This is a genomic window from Pseudomonas sp. 20-5, assembly GCF_056782835.1.
The window spans coordinates 4,181,144-4,197,632 of the sequence record NZ_CM165584.1 but is presented as its reverse complement, the minus strand read 5'-3'; the positions used below and the strand labels follow the sequence as shown (position 1 = coordinate 4,197,632).

14 protein-coding genes, 1 pseudogene and 1 riboswitch are annotated in these 16,489 nt (G+C 70.9%); of the genes and pseudogenes, 7 read left to right on the top strand and 8 right to left on the bottom strand.

From position 1 onward, the window contains the following. Positions 1-251: 251 nt before the first annotated feature. Together AC1RB9_RS19290 and AC1RB9_RS19285 are read right to left on the bottom strand one after the other, a co-directional pair. Positions 252-1,049, bottom strand: a complete 798-nt coding sequence (locus AC1RB9_RS19290) for an AraC family transcriptional regulator (protein ID WP_003110834.1) — start codon at positions 1,047-1,049, stop codon at positions 252-254. 41 nt (positions 1,050-1,090) lie between these two features. After that, entirely contained in the window at positions 1,091-2,533 is a 1,443-nt protein-coding gene (locus AC1RB9_RS19285; protein ID WP_003145342.1) for an MFS transporter, read from the bottom strand. A gap of 38 nt (positions 2,534-2,571) precedes the next feature. Between AC1RB9_RS19285 and AC1RB9_RS19280 the strand changes: the two genes are divergently transcribed. Further along, the gene (locus AC1RB9_RS19280) at positions 2,572-3,516 is read left to right on the top strand and encodes a helix-turn-helix transcriptional regulator (RefSeq protein WP_003082569.1); all 945 of its coding nucleotides are present in this window, start codon (positions 2,572-2,574) and stop codon (positions 3,514-3,516) included. A gap of 9 nt (positions 3,517-3,525) precedes the next feature. After that, positions 3,526-3,675, top strand: a pseudogene (locus AC1RB9_RS19275) (HTH domain-containing protein); the annotation flags it as partial. Between the two features lie 137 nt (positions 3,676-3,812). Here the strand turns inward: AC1RB9_RS19275 and AC1RB9_RS19270 are convergent. Next, the gene (locus AC1RB9_RS19270) at positions 3,813-4,679 is read right to left on the bottom strand and encodes a LysR family transcriptional regulator (RefSeq protein ID WP_003114959.1); all 867 of its coding nucleotides are present in this window, start codon (positions 4,677-4,679) and stop codon (positions 3,813-3,815) included. Positions 4,680-4,778: 99 nt separating this feature from the next. On the opposite strand from AC1RB9_RS19270, the gene AC1RB9_RS19265 reads away from it, so the two are divergent. Continuing rightward, entirely contained in the window at positions 4,779-5,681 is a 903-nt protein-coding gene (locus tag AC1RB9_RS19265; RefSeq protein WP_003123104.1) for a DMT family transporter, read from the top strand. Here AC1RB9_RS19265 and AC1RB9_RS19260 read toward each other — a convergent pair. The 5 genes from AC1RB9_RS19260 to AC1RB9_RS19240 all read right to left on the bottom strand — a co-directional run bounded on the left by AC1RB9_RS19260 (position 5,678) and on the right by AC1RB9_RS19240 (position 10,002). Then, the gene (locus AC1RB9_RS19260; protein ID WP_003114957.1) at positions 5,678-6,931 is read right to left on the bottom strand and encodes an NAD(P)/FAD-dependent oxidoreductase; all 1,254 of its coding nucleotides are present in this window, start codon (positions 6,929-6,931) and stop codon (positions 5,678-5,680) included. The two genes, AC1RB9_RS19265 and AC1RB9_RS19260, sit on opposite strands and share 4 nt — an antisense overlap. Beyond that, complete coding sequence (locus tag AC1RB9_RS19255; protein ID WP_003114956.1) at positions 6,928-7,164, bottom strand: (2Fe-2S)-binding protein; 237 nt, start codon at positions 7,162-7,164, stop codon at positions 6,928-6,930. Before AC1RB9_RS19255 ends, AC1RB9_RS19260 begins: the two co-directional genes overlap by 4 nt. Next, on the bottom strand, positions 7,161-8,276 hold the full coding sequence (gene lhpB, locus AC1RB9_RS19250) for a D-hydroxyproline dehydrogenase subunit beta LhpB (protein WP_003449381.1): 1,116 nt from the start codon (positions 8,274-8,276) through the stop codon (positions 7,161-7,163). Before lhpB ends, AC1RB9_RS19255 begins: the two co-directional genes overlap by 4 nt. Next, a complete protein-coding gene (locus tag AC1RB9_RS19245) occupies positions 8,273-9,217 on the bottom strand; it encodes a 4-hydroxyproline epimerase (protein ID WP_003161795.1) in 945 nt (314 codons plus the stop codon). The genes lhpB and AC1RB9_RS19245 overlap by 4 nt, the downstream gene beginning before the upstream one ends. 116 nt (positions 9,218-9,333) lie before the next feature. Beyond that, complete coding sequence (locus AC1RB9_RS19240; protein WP_003082581.1) at positions 9,334-10,002, bottom strand: GntR family transcriptional regulator; 669 nt, start codon at positions 10,000-10,002, stop codon at positions 9,334-9,336. Positions 10,003-10,245: 243 nt separating this feature from the next. Between AC1RB9_RS19240 and AC1RB9_RS19235 the strand changes: the two genes are divergently transcribed. The 4 genes from AC1RB9_RS19235 to AC1RB9_RS19220 all read left to right on the top strand — a co-directional run bounded on the left by AC1RB9_RS19235 (position 10,246) and on the right by AC1RB9_RS19220 (position 16,489). Further along, positions 10,246-12,285 (top strand): FUSC family protein, encoded by a 2,040-nt coding sequence (locus AC1RB9_RS19235; protein ID WP_024099999.1) that lies wholly within the window; start codon positions 10,246-10,248, stop codon positions 12,283-12,285. A 47-nt stretch (positions 12,286-12,332) separates the two neighbouring features. Continuing rightward, a riboswitch (cobalamin riboswitch) is annotated at positions 12,333-12,540 on the top strand. Between the two features lie 96 nt (positions 12,541-12,636). Beyond that, complete coding sequence (gene btuB / locus AC1RB9_RS19230) at positions 12,637-14,475, top strand: TonB-dependent vitamin B12 receptor (RefSeq protein ID WP_003449456.1); 1,839 nt, start codon at positions 12,637-12,639, stop codon at positions 14,473-14,475. Between the two features lie 63 nt (positions 14,476-14,538). After that, positions 14,539-15,150, top strand: coding sequence for a cob(I)yrinic acid a,c-diamide adenosyltransferase (gene cobO, locus AC1RB9_RS19225; RefSeq protein WP_003082589.1), 612 nt, complete (start codon positions 14,539-14,541; stop codon positions 15,148-15,150). 31 nt (positions 15,151-15,181) lie between these two features. Continuing rightward, positions 15,182-16,489 (top strand): cobyrinic acid a,c-diamide synthase CobB, encoded by a 1,308-nt coding sequence (locus AC1RB9_RS19220; RefSeq protein ID WP_003082590.1) that lies wholly within the window; start codon positions 15,182-15,184, stop codon positions 16,487-16,489.

The following is a 16,489-nucleotide window of genomic DNA, read 5'->3' as shown; positions in this document are numbered from 1 at the left end:
CTCTGGCGATGCGGTTGAGTGGGAGGGCGGCAAATCCCGTATTTGTGATTTCGTATACGATATTTTAAGTGAGCAATGGCTGTGCCAGAACCTCGTCCGACGGCGATAAAAAACCTTTCGCTGGAGCGCGACCGCTTTGGCTGGCGCGTCGCTGTGCCAGGCCGCGCCGGACTGCGCCCCGCTCGGGCGCGGCCGGCGGTGTTACAAAAGGGAGCAGGATTGCTACCGCCGCCCCGTGGCGGGGCGAGGCGTTACGCTTTTCGGGGCTGGCGATGGGTCTCGCGGTACTGGCTCGGCGAGAGTCCGGTGAGCGCCTTGAACTGGCGGCTGAAGGCGCTGTGGTCGGTGTAGCCGCAGCGCAGGGCGATCTCGGTGATCGGCGCGTCGCCGGCGAGCAGTTGCGAGGCGGCGCCGAGCCGCGCCTTGTGGATCATCTGCCGTGGGGTGAGCTGGAAGATGCGCTTGCAGTGACGTTCCAGTTGCGCCACCGAGAGCCCGGCGATGGCAGTGAGATCGGCGAGGCTGAGCGGCTGGTCGTAGTGCTCGCGGATATGCGCGTCCACCGCCGCCAGCCGCCCGTAGGCCGGGTGCGCCGACTGCGCCGCCGGCAGGTCGTGGGAGATGCCGGCCATGCCGATGATCGCCCCGTCGGCATCGCGCAGCGCCTGCTTGTGGGTCAGGCACCAGCCCGGCTGGCGACCGGGATAGAGGTGCAGCTCCAACTGGTTCTCCAGCGTCGCGCCGCCGCGCAGCACGCGCCGATCCTGCTCGGCATAGAGCGGACCGAGGCTGGAAGGGAAGACCTCGTCGGCGCTGCGGCCGAGCAGTTCGGCCTTGTCCTTCACGCCGCAGCGGCGTGCCAGGGTGCGGTTGACCAGGACGTAGCGGGCGCGCTCGTCCTTGACGAAGAACACCACGCCGGGCATGGCGTCGAGCAGCGCCTCGACCTGGCGCAGGCTGGCCAGCAGGCTGGCGAGGTCGGCGGGGGGCGGGGCGGCGAGCAGGTCGTGCATCGGGGCGAAGGCCTGGCTGGGGGACCGCGCCAGCATACGGGGCGCCGGCGGCCGGGAACAGGGCCCGGCCGCGCGCCTCAGTTGCCCGGCGAGTCGCAGCGCAATGGCACCGTGCGCACGCGGCGCAGGTAGAAGAGGCAGGTGGCGCCGAGCAGCAGCGTCATCAGGACGAACTCGACGGCCAGGGTCGTCTGCGTCGCTTCCAGGTAGTCGCCATGGCGCTCCAGCCTGTGCGCGAACACCGCGCCGAGCAGCGCCGAGCCGAGGCCGAGGGAGGCCTGCTGGACGGTGGCGAGCATGGCGCTGCCGGCGCCGGCCTGGGCGGCCGGCACCTCCGAGAGGCCGATGCGGAAGAAGCTGCTGACGATGAACGCCTGGCCGAAGCCGATCACCAGGGTCGCCGGCGCCAGGTTGAGGATGCCCGGCTGCGGCCAGACCCGTTGCAGGGTCAGCATCAGGCCGAGCAGGCCGCACATCTGGATGACGCAGCCGAGCAGCAGCAGGCGTACCGGGCCGATCCGCGCCGCCACCCGGGCGGTGAGCAGCGCCGAGACGAAGTAGGAGGCGCCGAGGGCGATGAAGGCATTGCCGGCCTGTACCGGCGAGAGACCGGCGCCGGCCTGCAGGGCCAGGGCGAGGGCGAACATGAAGCCGCTCCAGCAGGCGAAGAACAGGATCGCCAGTAACAGGCCGAAGCGGATGCTCGGCAGGCGCAGCAGCGACGGCGGCAGCAACGGCCAGGCCTGGCGGCGTTCCTGGCGCAGCTCGGTGCGCCACAGCCAGGCCAGCAGCGGCACCGCCGCCGCCAGCAGCAGGGCGCAGGGCCAGGACCAGTGCAGCGATGGGCCGAGAGCCAGCGGCAGCAGCAGGCAGAGGATCAGCGCGGCGAGCAGCAGGGTGCCCGGCGCGTCGACGCGGGCGGCATGCTCGGCGCGGGTCTCCGGTACCCAGCGGCGGCTGCAAAGGAGAATGCCGAGGCAGATCGGCAGGTTGATCAGGAACACGCTGCGCCAGCCGAGGCCGCCGATGTCGGCGGAGACCAGGAAGCCGCCGAGCACCTGGCCGACGACGAAGGCCAGGCCGCCGATGGCGCCGTAGGCGGCCAGCGCGCGGGAATGCGCGTGGCCGCTGAGGCTGACATGCAGGGTGGCGAGAATCTGCGGCACGACCAGCGCCGCGCCGACGCCCTGCAGGGCGCGCGCCACCAACAGCAGCCAGACCGAACCGGCCAGCCCGCAAAGCAACGAGGCGACGGCGAACAGGGCGACGCCGAGATCGAACAGGCGGCGACGGCCGTAGTTGTCGCCAAGCCGGCCGCCCATCGCCAGGCACACGGCGAAGGCCACGCCGTAGACGGCGACGATCAGTTCCAGTTCGGTTTCGCTGGCGCCGAGGGAATGGGCGAGGGCGTCGAGGGCGACGTTGACGATGGAGAAATCGATCATCGGCAACAGTTGCCCCGCCAGCAGGATGCAGAGCCCGGCGAGGCCGAGCCGCGACGACGAGACGGTGCTGGGCATGGGCGGAGTCCTTGTGCGGAAGGGAGTGGGCTGGCAGCATGCGCTTCTGGCTAACCCGGTACCAGTTCTTGCTTATCCTGGTATTGGCGCTACCCGTCTGCCCTTCGGAGGACTTCGCCATGCCCCTCGACGCCCCTGCCAGCCACGCTGCGGAAAGCCCCGCGCAGCCATCCCGCGCCGAACAGCTGGGGGCCTTCCTGCGCCGCCGGCGGGAAAGCATCGAGCCGCAGCGGGTCGGCATTTCCCGCCTCGGCCGCCGACGCACGCCGGGCCTGCGTCGCGAGGAGGTGGCGCAGCTCGCCGGGGTCGGCGTGACCTGGTACACCTGGCTGGAGCAGGGCCGCGCGGTACGCGCTTCGGAGCAGGTGATCGGAGCCATCGCCCGGGCCCTGCTGTGCAACGAGACGGAAACCCACCACCTGTTCAACCTCGCCGGGCTGGCCGCGCCGACCTCGGCGCGGCGGGCGGTCTGCGAGAAGCCCTCGGCCGCCACCCAGGCCATCCTCGATGCCCTCGACCCGTTGCCGGCCATGGTGCAGAACGCCCGTTTCGACATCCGCGGCTACAACCGCGCCTATTGCCGGCTGGTGGGCATCGACCTGGCGGAGATCCCCGAGGAAGACCGCAACTGCATCTACCTGGCGCTGACCCACGAGCGCTGGCGCTACTGCATGGCCAACCGCGAGGAGGCGTTGCCGCGGATGGTCGGCTTCTTCCGCGCGGCAATGGTCGAGCGCATGGGCGATCCGCTGTGGGAGCGGCAGTTGCAGCGCTGCCTGGAGGCTTCGGCGGAGTTCCGCGAGATCTGGCGGCGCAACGAGGTGATGGGTATCGAAAACCAGCTCAAGCGCTTCCGTCATGCGCGCTGCGGCGAATTCGAACTGCAGCAGACCAACTGGTGGTCGGCGCCGAAGAACGGCGATCGCCTGCTGGTCTTCGTCCCCCTCGACGACCACGCCCGCGACTGCCTGGAGCAACTGTGAGTCGGCGCCCTGTCCCGTAGCCAGCGCCTGCTCGACCTGCTGCAGATTCTGCGCCGGCACCGTTACCCGGTGGCCGGGCATGTGCTCGCCGGCGAACTGGGGATCAGCCTGCGCACCCTCTACCGCGATATCGCCACCCTGCGACAGCAGGGCGCGCACATCGAGGGCGGCGCCGGCGCCAGGCGTTGCTGCGCGAGTGGCGTGAACGGGAAAGCATCGCCGCGCAGTGAGCGACTGCTGCCGGAAACTGACAGACGGCCACCGCCTGCGGGTCTAGCGCCCGGCGCTGTAGCGGCTCAGAGCCGGAACTCCTCGGCGATCAGTTCGCCGAGGCGCTCCAGCGCCGGCGGCCGCTCTCCCGGGGCGAAGGCCAGGCGAATGCGGTGGGCGGGCAGTTCGGCGAAGCCCTCCGCCGGCCCCAGCACGCGCATCGTCGGGCCGACCCGCGCACGGTCGATCACGCCGATCGCCAGGCCGCCTTCGATGGCCGCTTCCAGCGCCGTCGCGCCGGGACTGCTAACCACCGTGCGCCAGCGCCGGCCCGTCGCGCCGAGGGCTTCCAGCAGCGCCTGCCGATAGGGACAACCCTGGCCGTGCAGGGCCAGCGGCAGCGGGCGTTGCGGATCGATCCGCAGGCCGTGGCCGGCGACCCACACCGGCTGGGTGCCGCCGATCTCGCGGGAGTGCCCGTCGTACGGGGTTTCGTCTTGCGCTTGCACCAGCAGGGCGAGGTCCAGCTGGCCGCGCCGCAGGCGTCCGGCCAGCCTGCCGCTGGCGTCGGTGAGCACCTCCAGCTCCAGCGCCGGCAGTTCCGCGCCGAGGCGTGGCAGGAGGCGGCCGAGCAGCTTGCCGGCGTATTCCTCGGAAATGCCGAAGCGCACGCGCAGCGGCTCTTCCCGTCTGCGCAACCCGGCGAGCACGCGGTCGTGGGTCTCCAGCAGCTCGGCGGTCTGGCGCTGGAACCGCTGCCCCAGCGGGGTCAGCCGCACCGACTGGTTGTCGCGCTCGAACAGCCGGCCGCCGGCCAGTTCCTCCAGGCGCCGGACGTGGGTGCTCACCGCCGAGGGGCTGCGGTTGAGGTGGCTGGCCGCGGCGAGAAAGCGGCCGAAGCGCAGGATGGCATGGAAGGTACGCAGCAGCTCGATATCCAGGTTGGCGCTCATGGTTCCGATTTCCTGCATGACTGGTGCAGATAGTTTCGTTTGATAGTAGCGGCGGAGGCCGCCTAGCCTCGACTCGAACCTGACCGACGGAGGCGAGCGATGCGCGCGACCACCTGCACCCCGCGAGCGATGCCCGGGGCGACCCGCCTGCTGGCCGTGCAACTGGGCATGGTACTGGCCTGGAGTTCCGGCTTCGTCGGCTACCGCTATGCCATGGAACAGGCGCCGGTGTTCCTCACCAGCTTCTGGCGCTTCGCCGTTTGCCTGGCGCTGCTGCTGCCCTTCGCCTGGGCCGGGCTGCGCCGGTTGTCGGCGCGCCAGTGGCGGCGCCAGGCGCTGATCGGGGCGTTGGCCTACGCGGGCTACATCGCGCCGATCGCCAAGGCCATCGAACTCGGCGTCTCGCCGGGCGTGGCGGCGCTGATGGCCGACCTGTTGCCGCTGCTGGTGGCCTTGCTGGCGCTGGTCCTGCCGGGGCAGCGAACGCGGCCGGGGCAGTGGCCGGGGATCGCCCTGGGCGTCGCCGGGGTGCTCTGGGCCGGGCATGCGGCGTTGGCGCTGGGGCGGGCGCCGGGCTGGGCCTACGGCCTGCCGCTGCTGGGCATGCTGGCGCTGGCCCTGGCCACCCTGTTGCAGAAGCGCTGGGACGATGCGCCGGGATCGCTGGTCGTGGTGCTGTTCGTGCAGATCGGCGCCGCGCTGCCGGCGTTCGCCGGCCTGGCGCTGGCGGAGGGTAGCCTGCGGCCGCCGCTGTCCGGCGGATTCCTGTTCGGGCTCGCCTGGCTGGTGCTGCTGCCCACCTTCGGCGGCTACGGCCTGTACTGGCTGGGCCTGCGCCATCTTTCCGCACAGGGTGGCAGCGCGGCGCTGTACCTGAGCCCGGCGCTGACCCTGCTATGGGCGCACTGGATGTTCGCCGAGCCGCTGACACCCATGCTGCTGGGTGGCCTGCTGCTGTCGCTGGCCGGCCTCGGCTGGCTGTATCGCGCCGAGCGTCGCTAGCCGGCGTCGCCCTGCCAGCGGGCCAGGGTCTCCAGGCGCGCCGGGCTGAACGGCGGACGCGGCGCCGGAGGCGTCCAGCCGAACAGGAATTGCGCGGCGCTGCCGCATATCCGCCCCTGGCAGGCGCCCATGCCGCAACGGCTGTGCAGCTTGGCCTCGGTCCAGCCGGCATGCCCGGCCAGCGCGGCCAAGGGGACGTCTTCGCAACGGCAGACCAGGGTATCCGCCTCCGCCAGTTGACGCAGTTCGGCACGCAGGGCGAAGTGTCGCGCCAGGGTGTCGGCGAAGCCCTGCCAGCGTCGCCGTCGTGGCCACAGGCGGCGAGCCGCGTCGCGCTCGTCGACGGCGGCATGGCCGGCGATGGCGCCTTCCACCAGGGCCAGTTCGCTGCCGCCGAAGCCGGTGCATTCGCCGGCGGCGTAGTGGTCGGGCAGGCTGCCGGCCTGCCATTCGTCGACGGCGAGCGCCGGGCCGTCGAGGCGATAGCCGAGGGCCTGGCCGAGTTGCACGTTGGGCACCAGGCCGAAGCCGCAGGCCAGGCGTTCGCAGGCGATCTCGCGGACCCGACCGCCTTCGCGCAGGCGCACGGCTTCCAGGCGCTCCTCGCCGAGGGCGGCGAGCACGTAGCTGTCGGCGCGGTAGCTACGGGCGAACAGGCCGGCGGCCTGCCACAGCTTGCCGGGCCAGCGCGGGAGGCGTACGGCGAAGGCGGCCAGGGTTCTCGCCGGCGCCTGTTCGGCGACGCGCAGCAGGCGCGCCCCGCACTGGCTGGCGCTGGCGGCGCTGGCCAGCAGCAGCGGGCCGGAGCCAGCCACCACCAGGCGCTGGCCGGCCAGTGGCAGGCCGCCCTTGGCCAACGCCTGCAGGCCGCCGGCGCCGGTGACGCCGGGGAGGGTCCAGCCGGGAAAAGGCAGCAGCAGTTCGCGGGCGCCGGTGCAGAGGACCAGGCGTCGGTAGCCGACCTGCCAGCCACGTTGCGGGTCTTCCAGCAACAGGCGCCTGCCGGGACCGCAGGCGACCACCCGGGTCGCCGGGAAGTGCTCGACATTGGCCTGCCCGGCCAGGCGTTGACGCATCTGATGGGCACGCGGCGGCAGGCTGGCACGCGGGCCGTCGCGCCAGATCTGTCCGCCGGCGGCCGGGTTGTCGTCGACCAGGGCGATGCGCGCGCCGCTCGGCGCGGCGGCCAGCGCTGCGGCCAGGCCGGCGGGGCCGGCACCGACGATCAGCAGGTCGTAGTCGGCGCTCATGCCTGGGTCTCCACGCGCATGCCGGATTGGCAGACGGTCTGGCAGGCCAGGCGTCGCCGACCGTCGATCAATACCCGGCATTCCTGGCACGCGCCCATGCCGCAGAACGGCGCGCGCCGCCCGCCGCCGACCGCGCTGCGGGAGCAGCCGTCGCCGCCGAGGGCGAGGGCGGCCGCCACGCTGGTACCGACGGCGACCCGCAGCGGACGCCGGTCGATGAACAGTTCGATCATGGACGGGCACTCCCGGAGCTGGAGAGGAAGCGTTGCGGCAGATAAGGCGTGGCATCCAGCGGCGGCGTTTCGCCGAACAACTGGGCGGCGAGCAGGCGCGCGCTGCCCGGCGCGGTGGTCACGCCCAGGCCCTCGTGGCCGACCGCCAGCCACAGGCCCGGCTGCGCCGGGTGCTCGCCAAGCAGCGGCAGGCCGTCCGGAGTGGCGGCGCGGAAGCCGGTCCAGGCGCGGATCGCATTGAGGCCGGCGAGCCCCGGCAGGTAGTCCAGGGCACGCCGCAGCATGCGCGCCAGCACCGGGCCTTCCACCTGCGGGTCGAGCGTGTCGAACTGCCGCGAGGAGCCGAGGAAGACCTGCCCGGTGGGGCGCGGCTGGGCGTTGAAGGCTACCGAGGTACCGCTGCTGGCATGGGCGCTGCTGACATAGCCGAGTTCCACCAGTTGATGGCGGAGGGTGCCGGGATAGCGGTCGGTGATCAGCAGGTGGCCTTTCTTCGGGCGGATCGGCAGCTCCGCGCACAGCTCGCCGGCATGGATGCCGTTGGCCAGCACCAGCGCCTCGGCGCTCAGCCAGCGGCCGTCGGCCAGGCGCAGGCGGCTGCCGTCCACTTCGCTGACTTCGGCGTACAGCCGTCGCAGGCGCGGCCCGGCCTGGTCGAGCAGCCAGCGCGCGGCGTTGGGCGCGTAGAGGATGCCGTCGCCGGACACCTCCAGGGCGCCGGCCAGGCCCGGCCGCAGGGCCGGTTCGAGGGCGTACAGGCGCGCGGCGCCAAGCATCCGGCAGGCAACGCCGGCGGCTTGCAGCGCCTGGCGCTTGCGTTCGGCCTCGGCGAGTTCGCTGGCATCGGCGGCCAGCCAGAGGGTGCCACAGCCGCGATAGGCGCAATCCTCCGGCAACTCCGCCGCCCAGGCGCGCCAGGCCTGGGTCGAGTAGTCGCTGAGGGCCAGTTCGGCCGGGTTGTCGTCCATCGCCACCAGATGGCCCATGCCCACCGCGGTGGCACCGCCGCGGCGGCTGTCCAGCACCAGTACGTCGAGGCCGCGACGCGCCAGTTCATGGGCGCAGGCGCTGCCGACGATGCCGGCGCCGACCACGATGACCTCGGCGTTCACCGGCGGATGCCCCAGGCGAACGGATCGTCGTCCGCCAGCAGCAGGGTGGCTTCCGCGCTGACGTGGGCGCGGCCGCGGATGGTCGGCACGATGGGCCCGCCGGGCTGGCCGTCGAGCCATTCGTAACGCCCCTCGAACTGGCTGCCGATCACGCTCGCCTGGCGCCAGGGCTGGCCGGGCAGCAGCTTGCCGTCGGCGGCCAGGCAGGCCAGCTTGGCGCTGGTGCCGGTGCCGCAGGGCGAGCGGTCGTAGGCCTTGCCGGGGCAGAGCACGAAGTTGCGGCTGTCGGCGTGGGGATCGTCGGCGAACAGTTCGATGTGATCGATGGCGCCGCCGTCCTCGCCGCGGATGCCCTGGTCTTCCAGCGCCTGCTGGACGGCGACGGTGTAGGCGGTGAGGGCGTCGAGGTTGTCGCCGGCGATGCGCTGGCCGTGTCCGGCGACCAGGAAGAACCAGTTGCCGCCCCAGGCGATGTCGCCGCTGACCCGGCCGATGCCGGGCACTTCGACGCTGACCTGGCGACGGTAGCGGTAGGCCGGCACGTTGCGCACGCTGACCGAGCCGTCCTCGTGGAGGGTCGCCTCGACCTCGCCGACCGGCGTCTCGATGCGGTGCACGCCGGGACCGATCCGCCCGAGGTGTGCCAGCGAGGCGACCAGGCCGATGGTGCCGTGGCCGCACATGCCGAGGTAGCCACTGTTGTTGAAGAAGATCACTCCGGCACAGGCTTCGGGATCGACCGGTGCGCAGAGCAGGGCGCCGACCAGTACGTCGCTGCCGCGCGGTTCGAGGATGCAGGCGGCGCGCCAGGCGTCATGGCGCTCGCCGAGCAGGCGCCGGCGCTCGGCCATGTCGCCCTGGCCGAGATCGGGAAAACCGCCGATGACCAGGCGGGTGGGCTCGCCGCCGGTATGCGAATCGATGATGCGGATGCGTTGCATGGTGGCCCTCGCCTGTGCCGGGGAATGCGCCACAGGGTGGCGTTTCGGCGGGGCGGGGCGCTTGAGGGTTTTCACTCAGGCGGATGACGAAAGCGGCATAGCCGGGATGGCCCGGCTCAGGTGCTGGCCGGGCGGTTCGGCAGGTGTTCGTAGAGGGTCCGGCAGACCCCGACGATATGTGCCTCGATCAGTGCCGCGGCCCGTTCGGCATCGCCGGCGCGACAGGCGGCGACGATCTCGCGGTGTTCCTGGTCGGCGCGCTGCTTGCCTTCGGACAGGCTCATCTGCATGCGCAGGTAACGTTCCAGCTTGTCGTGGATGGAGCGGATCAGGTTGACCAGGAACGGCCGCTGTGCCGGTTCGTAGAGGCAGGCGTGCAGTTGCCAGTTGAGTTCGGCCCAGCGGCCGACGTTGTCTTCGCCGACGAAGTCGGCGCAGATCGCCTCGGCGCGGGCGAAGGTGGTCTCGTTCATGTTCGGCACCGCCAGGCGGATCGCCTGCGCCTCGAGCAGCACCCGCACTTCGAACATCTGCGCCAGTTCCGGTTCGGAAATACGCGTCACCACCGCGCCCTTGTTGCGCTGGAACAGCACCAGGCCTTCCGCCTCCAGGCGCTTGAGGGCCTCGCGGACGGGAATCTTGCTGACATTGAAGAGTTGCGCGATGTCGTCCTGGCGGATCGGTTCGTCCTCGGCGAAATGCCCGGCGATGATCGCTTCGCGCAGGTGCTTGGCGATGATCTCGGAGGCCGAAGGGGCGATGCCCAGGTTAGGGGCGTTGAGCATGGAGAGAGGCAAGCGGGACAACCTGCATGGCATGGGATACGTGCGGGATATTGTATACGAACGCTTGGCGCGTGCTGCTGCCAGTTGGCGCCTTCTGCGCAGGCGTGTTGGTCGGCTCCAGTGGGCCTCCGTGGCGCATGTTTCGCAGGGCGAAACGCTCTTCCGGAAAGTTCGCGGAGAGGCTGGACAATAGAAATTAGCTTGCTAATAATTCGCTCGCTCATGTATTTCGGGGCGTCCGCGATGGCCAAGCCTTCCTTCTTTTCCTCCGACCTGGTGCAGGTGCTGCTGTGCCCGCGCCTGCACGAACTGCAGTTCGCCGTGAAGGCCCTGCTGGCCGGCGGGTTGGCCCTGTACCTGGCCTTCAGCCTGGAGCTGGAGCAGCCGCAATGGGCATTGATGACGGTGTTCGTGGTCAGCCAGCCCTATAGCGGCATGGTCCTGGCCAAGGGCATGTTCCGCCTGATCGGCACCTGCGCCGGTGCGCTGGTGTCCATCGGCATGGTCGCGCTCTATGGCCAGGCATCGCTGCCCTTCCTCCTGCTGATGGCGCTCTGGCTGGCGTTCTGCACCGCCGGCGCGTCGCTGCTGCACAACCATGCGTCCTACGGTTTCGTCCTGGCCGGCTACACCGCGGCGATCGTCGCCCTGCCGGCCAGCGCCGATCCGGCGACGGTGTTCGACCAGGCGGTGGCCCGCTGCTCGGAGATCGGCCTGGGCATCCTCTGCGCGGCGCTGGTGAATGTGCTGCTCTGGCCGCGGCGCCTGGAACGCCAGTTGGCGAACCAGGGCAAGGCGGCCTGGGAGGCCGGCTTGCAGGCGGCCGCGGCGGAGCTGCGCGGCGCCGACGAACGCGGCGAGCTGCTTGCGGCGCTGGGGCGGATCGCCGCGGCGGACGCCCAGCGCGACCACGCCTGGTTCGAGGGCGCGCTCGGCCGCGCCCGTTCCCAGGCCTTGCGCGTGCTTGGCCTCGACCTGCTCGGCCTGCTGCGCGCGGCGCGCAAGGTGGCTCGCGAGCGGAGGCTGCTCGATCCGGCCAGCGCGCACGCCTTGCAGCCCTGGCTGGAAGAACTCGAGGCACTGTTGCGCGAGGGCCGCCAGGCCGAGTTCGAGGCCTGCCGGCAGCGCTTGCGCCTGGCGCTGGACGCGGCGCACGGACAGTTGCACCTGTGCCTGGTCTGCCTCGAACGCCTGCTCGGCGAGGCGAGGGCGGCCGGGCGCAGCGTCGAGGCGCTGGTCTATGGCGCGCCCACCCGCCAGGCGCCGGGCGCCATCGCCTGGCACCGGGACATCGAGCGCGGCGTGCTGTTCGGCCTGCGCAGCGCCCTGGCGTTCCTCTGCGTAGCCGCGTTCTGGCTGGCCAGCGCCTGGCCGAGCGGGTTGGGCGCGGTGTCGATCACCGGCGTGGTGCTGAGTCTCTTCGCCAGCCGCGACAACCCGGCCCAGGCCGGCCTGAACTTCCTTCGCGGGATTCTCCTGTCGATCCCGCTGGCCGGCTTCGTCGCACTGTTCTACCTGCCCGGCGTGGACGGCTTCCCGCTGCTTTGCCTGGGCCTGGGCGTACCGCTGTTCTTCGCCGCGCTGTGCGTGAACCGGGCGAGCCTGGCCGGGATCGCCTCGCCGTTCTGCATCTTCTTCGTGAAGAACGTCGCGCCGAGCAACAGCATGAGCTACGACCTCGCGCACTTCCTTAACAACGCCCTGTCGACGGTGCTCGGGGTGGCCTTCGCCGTGCTGGTGTTCAACCTGGTCAGCCTGCGGCCGGGCGAACGCCATTACCGGCGCATGCTGCAGGCCACCCTCGGCGACCTGGCGCGGCTCACCCTGCGCTCGCCGGCGCAGGCCGAGGCCTGGTTCGGCGGGCGCACCGCGGATCGCCTGATCCGCCTGGCGCAGCGCTACGACCGTTTGCCGGAGGGGCGCCGCCAGCCCTGGTCGGACGGCCTGATGGGACTCGACTTCGGCGACGAGCTGCTCTACCTGCGGCAGTGCCTGGAGGAGGTCCCGGCGTCCCTGGCGCAGGCCCGCGACCGTTACCTGCGGCGCCTGCGCCTGGCGCTGCTGGGCGATGGCCCGCGGGCCGAGCGTGAACACGCCCTCGACCCGCCGACCGCGCGCCTGCTCAAGGCCCTGGCCGCCAGCCCGCTGGCCGGCAGCGAACGCGGCGAGCTGGCCGGCGCCGCGCTGGTGCAGTTGCAGGCCACCTGGCGGCAGTGGTGCCGCAGCCATGCTCCGGCCGGGACGGCGCTGCGCACGGACCCGCTCCCCGGAGCCGGGCGCTAGTTCTGCGGTGGCCGCCCACATTGACCGCGCAAGCCCCGAACCACTAAGCTGCGCGCCTTGCGACAGGTGCCCCGCAAGGGGTGAAACAGGGAAGCTGGTGCGTTCCGTCGGAACCAGGCCAGCGCTGCCCCCGCAACGGTAGGCGAATCAGACAGCCGCTCGATGACCACTGTGCTCCGGCATGGGAAGGCGCGGCTGGAAGCGTCCAGCGCTTCGCTCGCGAGCCCGGAGACCGGCCTGACGCACCCACGGCATCGCGGAGGGCGCTGTCGGACGTCTCCTGCCGTCGCTTCGTCCTCCGTCTGCCTCAACCCAGGTCGCGCGGGTGAGAGCGACGGAGCAGCGCAGAGCATGAACAGAGTTTTCCTGACCCCGGCAGCCGTGGCGCTGTGCGGCGCGTCTTCCCTGAGCCTGGCCGAACCGGTCAGCCTTGCCGACCAGGTGGTGACCGCCACCCGTACCGCCCAGACCGCTTCCCAGAGCCTGGCGGCGGTGAGCGTCATCGACCGCGAGGATATCGAGCGCAGCCAGGCGCGCAGCGTGCCGGAGCTGTTGCGCCAGGTACCCGGCGTGTCGCTGGCGAACAACGGCGGTTTCGGCAAGAACACCACGCTGTTCCTGCGCGGCACCGAGTCCGACCATGTGCTGGTGCTGATCGACGGCATCAAGGTCGGCTCGGCCAGCGCTGGCCTCACCGCGTTCCAGGACTTGCCGGTGGAGCTGATCGAGCGCATCGAGGTGGTCCGCGGGCCGCGTTCCAGCCTGTACGGCTCGGAGGCCATCGGCGGGGTGATCCAGATCTTCACCCGGCGCGGCGACGGCCAGGGCGCCAAGCCGTTCTTCTCCGCCGGTTACGGCACCCATCACACCCTGGAGGGCAGCGCCGGGGTCAGCGGCGGCGCTGGCAACGGCTGGTACAGCCTCGGGGTGAGCAGTTTCGATACGGCGGGGATCAACACCAAGCGCGCCAGTACTGCGGGCTATGAGCCAGACCGAGACGGCTACCGCAACCTGTCCGGCAACCTGCGCGGCGGCTATCGCTTCGACAATGGCCTGGAACTCGACGGCACGCTGCTCAGGGCCAAGTCGCACAACGACTATGACCAGGTTTTCGGCAACTCTGGTTTCAATACCAACGCCGACGGCGAGCAGAACCTGGTCGGCGGCCGTGCCCGCTTCACTCCGCTCGATCCCTGGCTGGTGACCCTCCAGGCAGGGCGCAGCGAGGAGAAGGCCGATGCCTATCAGGATGGCCGTTTCTACTCGCGCTTCGATACCCGTCGCGACAGCCTGTCCTGGCAGAACGACCTGACCCTGGCCGAAGGCCATGTGCTGACCCTCGGCTACGACTGGCAGAAGGACGAGATCAGCAGCAGCGAAGCCTTCAGCGTCGACTCGCGGCTGAACAAAGGCTGGTTCGCCCAGTACCTCGGCCGGTACGGTCGCCAGGATTGGCAACTGAGCCTGCGCCGCGACGACAACCAGCAGTTCGGCGTGCACGACACCGGCAGCGCCGCCTGGGGCTACGCGCTGAGCGACGCGCTGCGCTTCACCGTCAGCTACGGGACGGCGTTCAAGGCGCCGACCTTCAACGAACTCTACCTCCCCGACTACGGCAATCCCGACCTGGACGCCGAGACTTCGCGCAGCCTGGAGGTCGGTCTCAGCGGTACGCACGACTGGGGGCACTGGGCGGTGAATGCCTATCGTACGGACATCGACTCGCTGATCACCTATACAACCCGTCAGGGGCTTTATGTGCCGTTCAACATCGACGAAGCGCGCATCCGTGGCGTCGAACTGGTCCTCGGCAGCCAGTGGCTGGGCTGGGACTGGAACGCCAACGCGACCTTCCTCGACCCGCAAAACCGTTCCGGCGGCGTCAACGACGGCAACGAACTGCCGCGCCGGGCGCAGCGGATGTTCAACCTGGAACTGGACCGGCGCTTCGAGCGTCTTTCGCTGGGCGCCAGCGTGCACGCCGAAGGCCGACGCTATGATGACCCGGCCAACGAGGTGCGCCTGGGCGGCTACGCCACCCTCGACCTGCGCAGCGAGTACCGGCTGAACGACGAATGGCGCCTGCAGGGCCGGATCGCCAACCTGTTCGGTGCCGACTACGAAACCGCGTATGGCTACAACCAGCCTGGCCAGGCGGTCTACCTCAGCGTGCGCTACCAGGCTCTGTGAGGCCGGGTATTTCGAATGAACGAGGCGACGGCGCGGCCGCGTCGCCGCAAGGAGTGATCGACGATGAACGAATCCCCTGAGAAGGACCAGCGCCACCGCGAGCGGATGGAGCGCAAGAAGGCCGTGGTCGACGAGAAGATCGCCCAGGCCCGCGACGAACGCGGCGTGCTCCTGGTGCATAGCGGCAACGGCAAGGGCAAGAGCAGCTCGGCCTTCGGCATGGTCGCGCGGGCCCTGGGCCATGGCATGAAGGTCGGTGTCGTGCAGTTCATCAAGGGCGCCGCCAGCACCGGCGAGGAAGCCTTCTTCCGGCGCTTCCCCGAGGAAGTCAGCTACCACGTGATGGGCGAGGGCTTCACCTGGGAGACCCAGGACCGCCAGCGCGACATCGCCAAGGCCGAGGCAGCCTGGAAGGTCGCCGCGCAATTGCTGGCCGACCCGGACGTGGGCCTGGTGGTGCTGGACGAATTGAACATCGCCCTCAAGCACGGCTACCTGGAACTGGACAGGGTCCTCGCCGACATCCAGGCGCGCCCGGCCATGCAGCATGTGGTGGTGACCGGCCGCGGCGCGCAGCCGGGGATGGTCGAGGCCGCCGACACGGTGACCGAGATGAGCCTGGTCAAGCACGCGTTCAAGGCCGGGATCAAGGCGCAGAAAGGAGTGGAATTCTGATGCCGGCGCCATGCGCGGAGACGCTTCGCCCATGACCCAGGCACGCTGTCCGGCCCTGCTGATCGCCGCCCCGGCCTCCGGCCAGGGCAAGACCACCGTCACCGCCGCCCTGGCCCGCCTGCATGCGCGCCAGGGGCGGCGGGTACGGGTGTTCAAGTGCGGGCCGGATTTCCTCGACCCGATGATCCTCGCCCGCGCCTCCGGCGCGCCGGTCTACCAGCTCGACCTGTGGATGGTCGGCGAGGCCGAAGCGCGACGCCTGCTGGCGCGGGCCGCCGGCGAGGCCGACCTGATCCTCATCGAAGGGGTGATGGGCCTGTTCGATGGCAACCCCTCGGCGGCAGACCTGGCGCGGCGTTTCGGCGTGCCGGTGCTGGGGGTGATCAACGGCGCGGCGATGGCCCAGACCTTCGGCGCGCTGGCCTACGGCCTGGCGCATTTCCAGCCGGACCTGCCGTTTTCCGGAGTGCTCGGCAACCGCGTCGGCAGCCAACGCCACAGCGACATCCTGCGCGATTGCCTGCCGCCTGGCATGCGCTGGTTCGGCGGCCTGCCGCGCTCGGCCGAATTCGAACTGCCGAGCCGCCACCTGGGCCTGGTCCAGGCCGAGGAACTGGCCGATCTCGATGCGCGCCTGGACGCCGCCGCCGATGCCTTGCGGGCCAGCGCCGAGACCGACCTGCCGGAGCCGGTGACCTTCGAGGTGCCCGCTCCGGCGCCGCTGCAACGCAGCCTGGAAGGCGTGCGCATCGGCGTGGCCCGCGACGCCTCGTTCGCCTTCCTCTACCAGGCCAATCTCGACCTGCTGCGCGAACTCGGCGCCGAGCTGGCGTTCTTCTCGCCGCTGCAGGACCAGGCGTTGCCCGCCGTGGACAGCCTGTACCTGCCGGGCGGCTATCCCGAACTGCACCTGGGGCGCCTGCAGGGCAATCGCGCCATGGCCGAGGCGATCCGAGCCCACCATGCCGCCGGCAAGCCGCTGCTGGCCGAGTGCGGCGGCATGCTCTACCTGCTCGACTGCCTGGAAGACGCCGACGGCGAGCGCGGCGAACTGCTCGGCCTGCTGCCGGGCCGGGCGCGCCTGCAGAAGCGCCTGACCGCCCTGGCCTTGCAGGAGGTCGAGCTGCCGGAAGGGCGGCTGCGCGGGCATACCTTCCATCACTCGACCCTCGACTGCGCCGTCGAGCCTCTGGCCCGTGGCGTCTGCCCGAACGGCCGGAACACGGCGGAGGCGGTGTTCCGTCTTGGCCGGCTGACGGCTTCCTATATCCATTTCTACCTGCCTTCCAACCCGCAGGCCGCCGCCGCGTTGCTGGCGCCCGCGCGAGACGCCGACTGA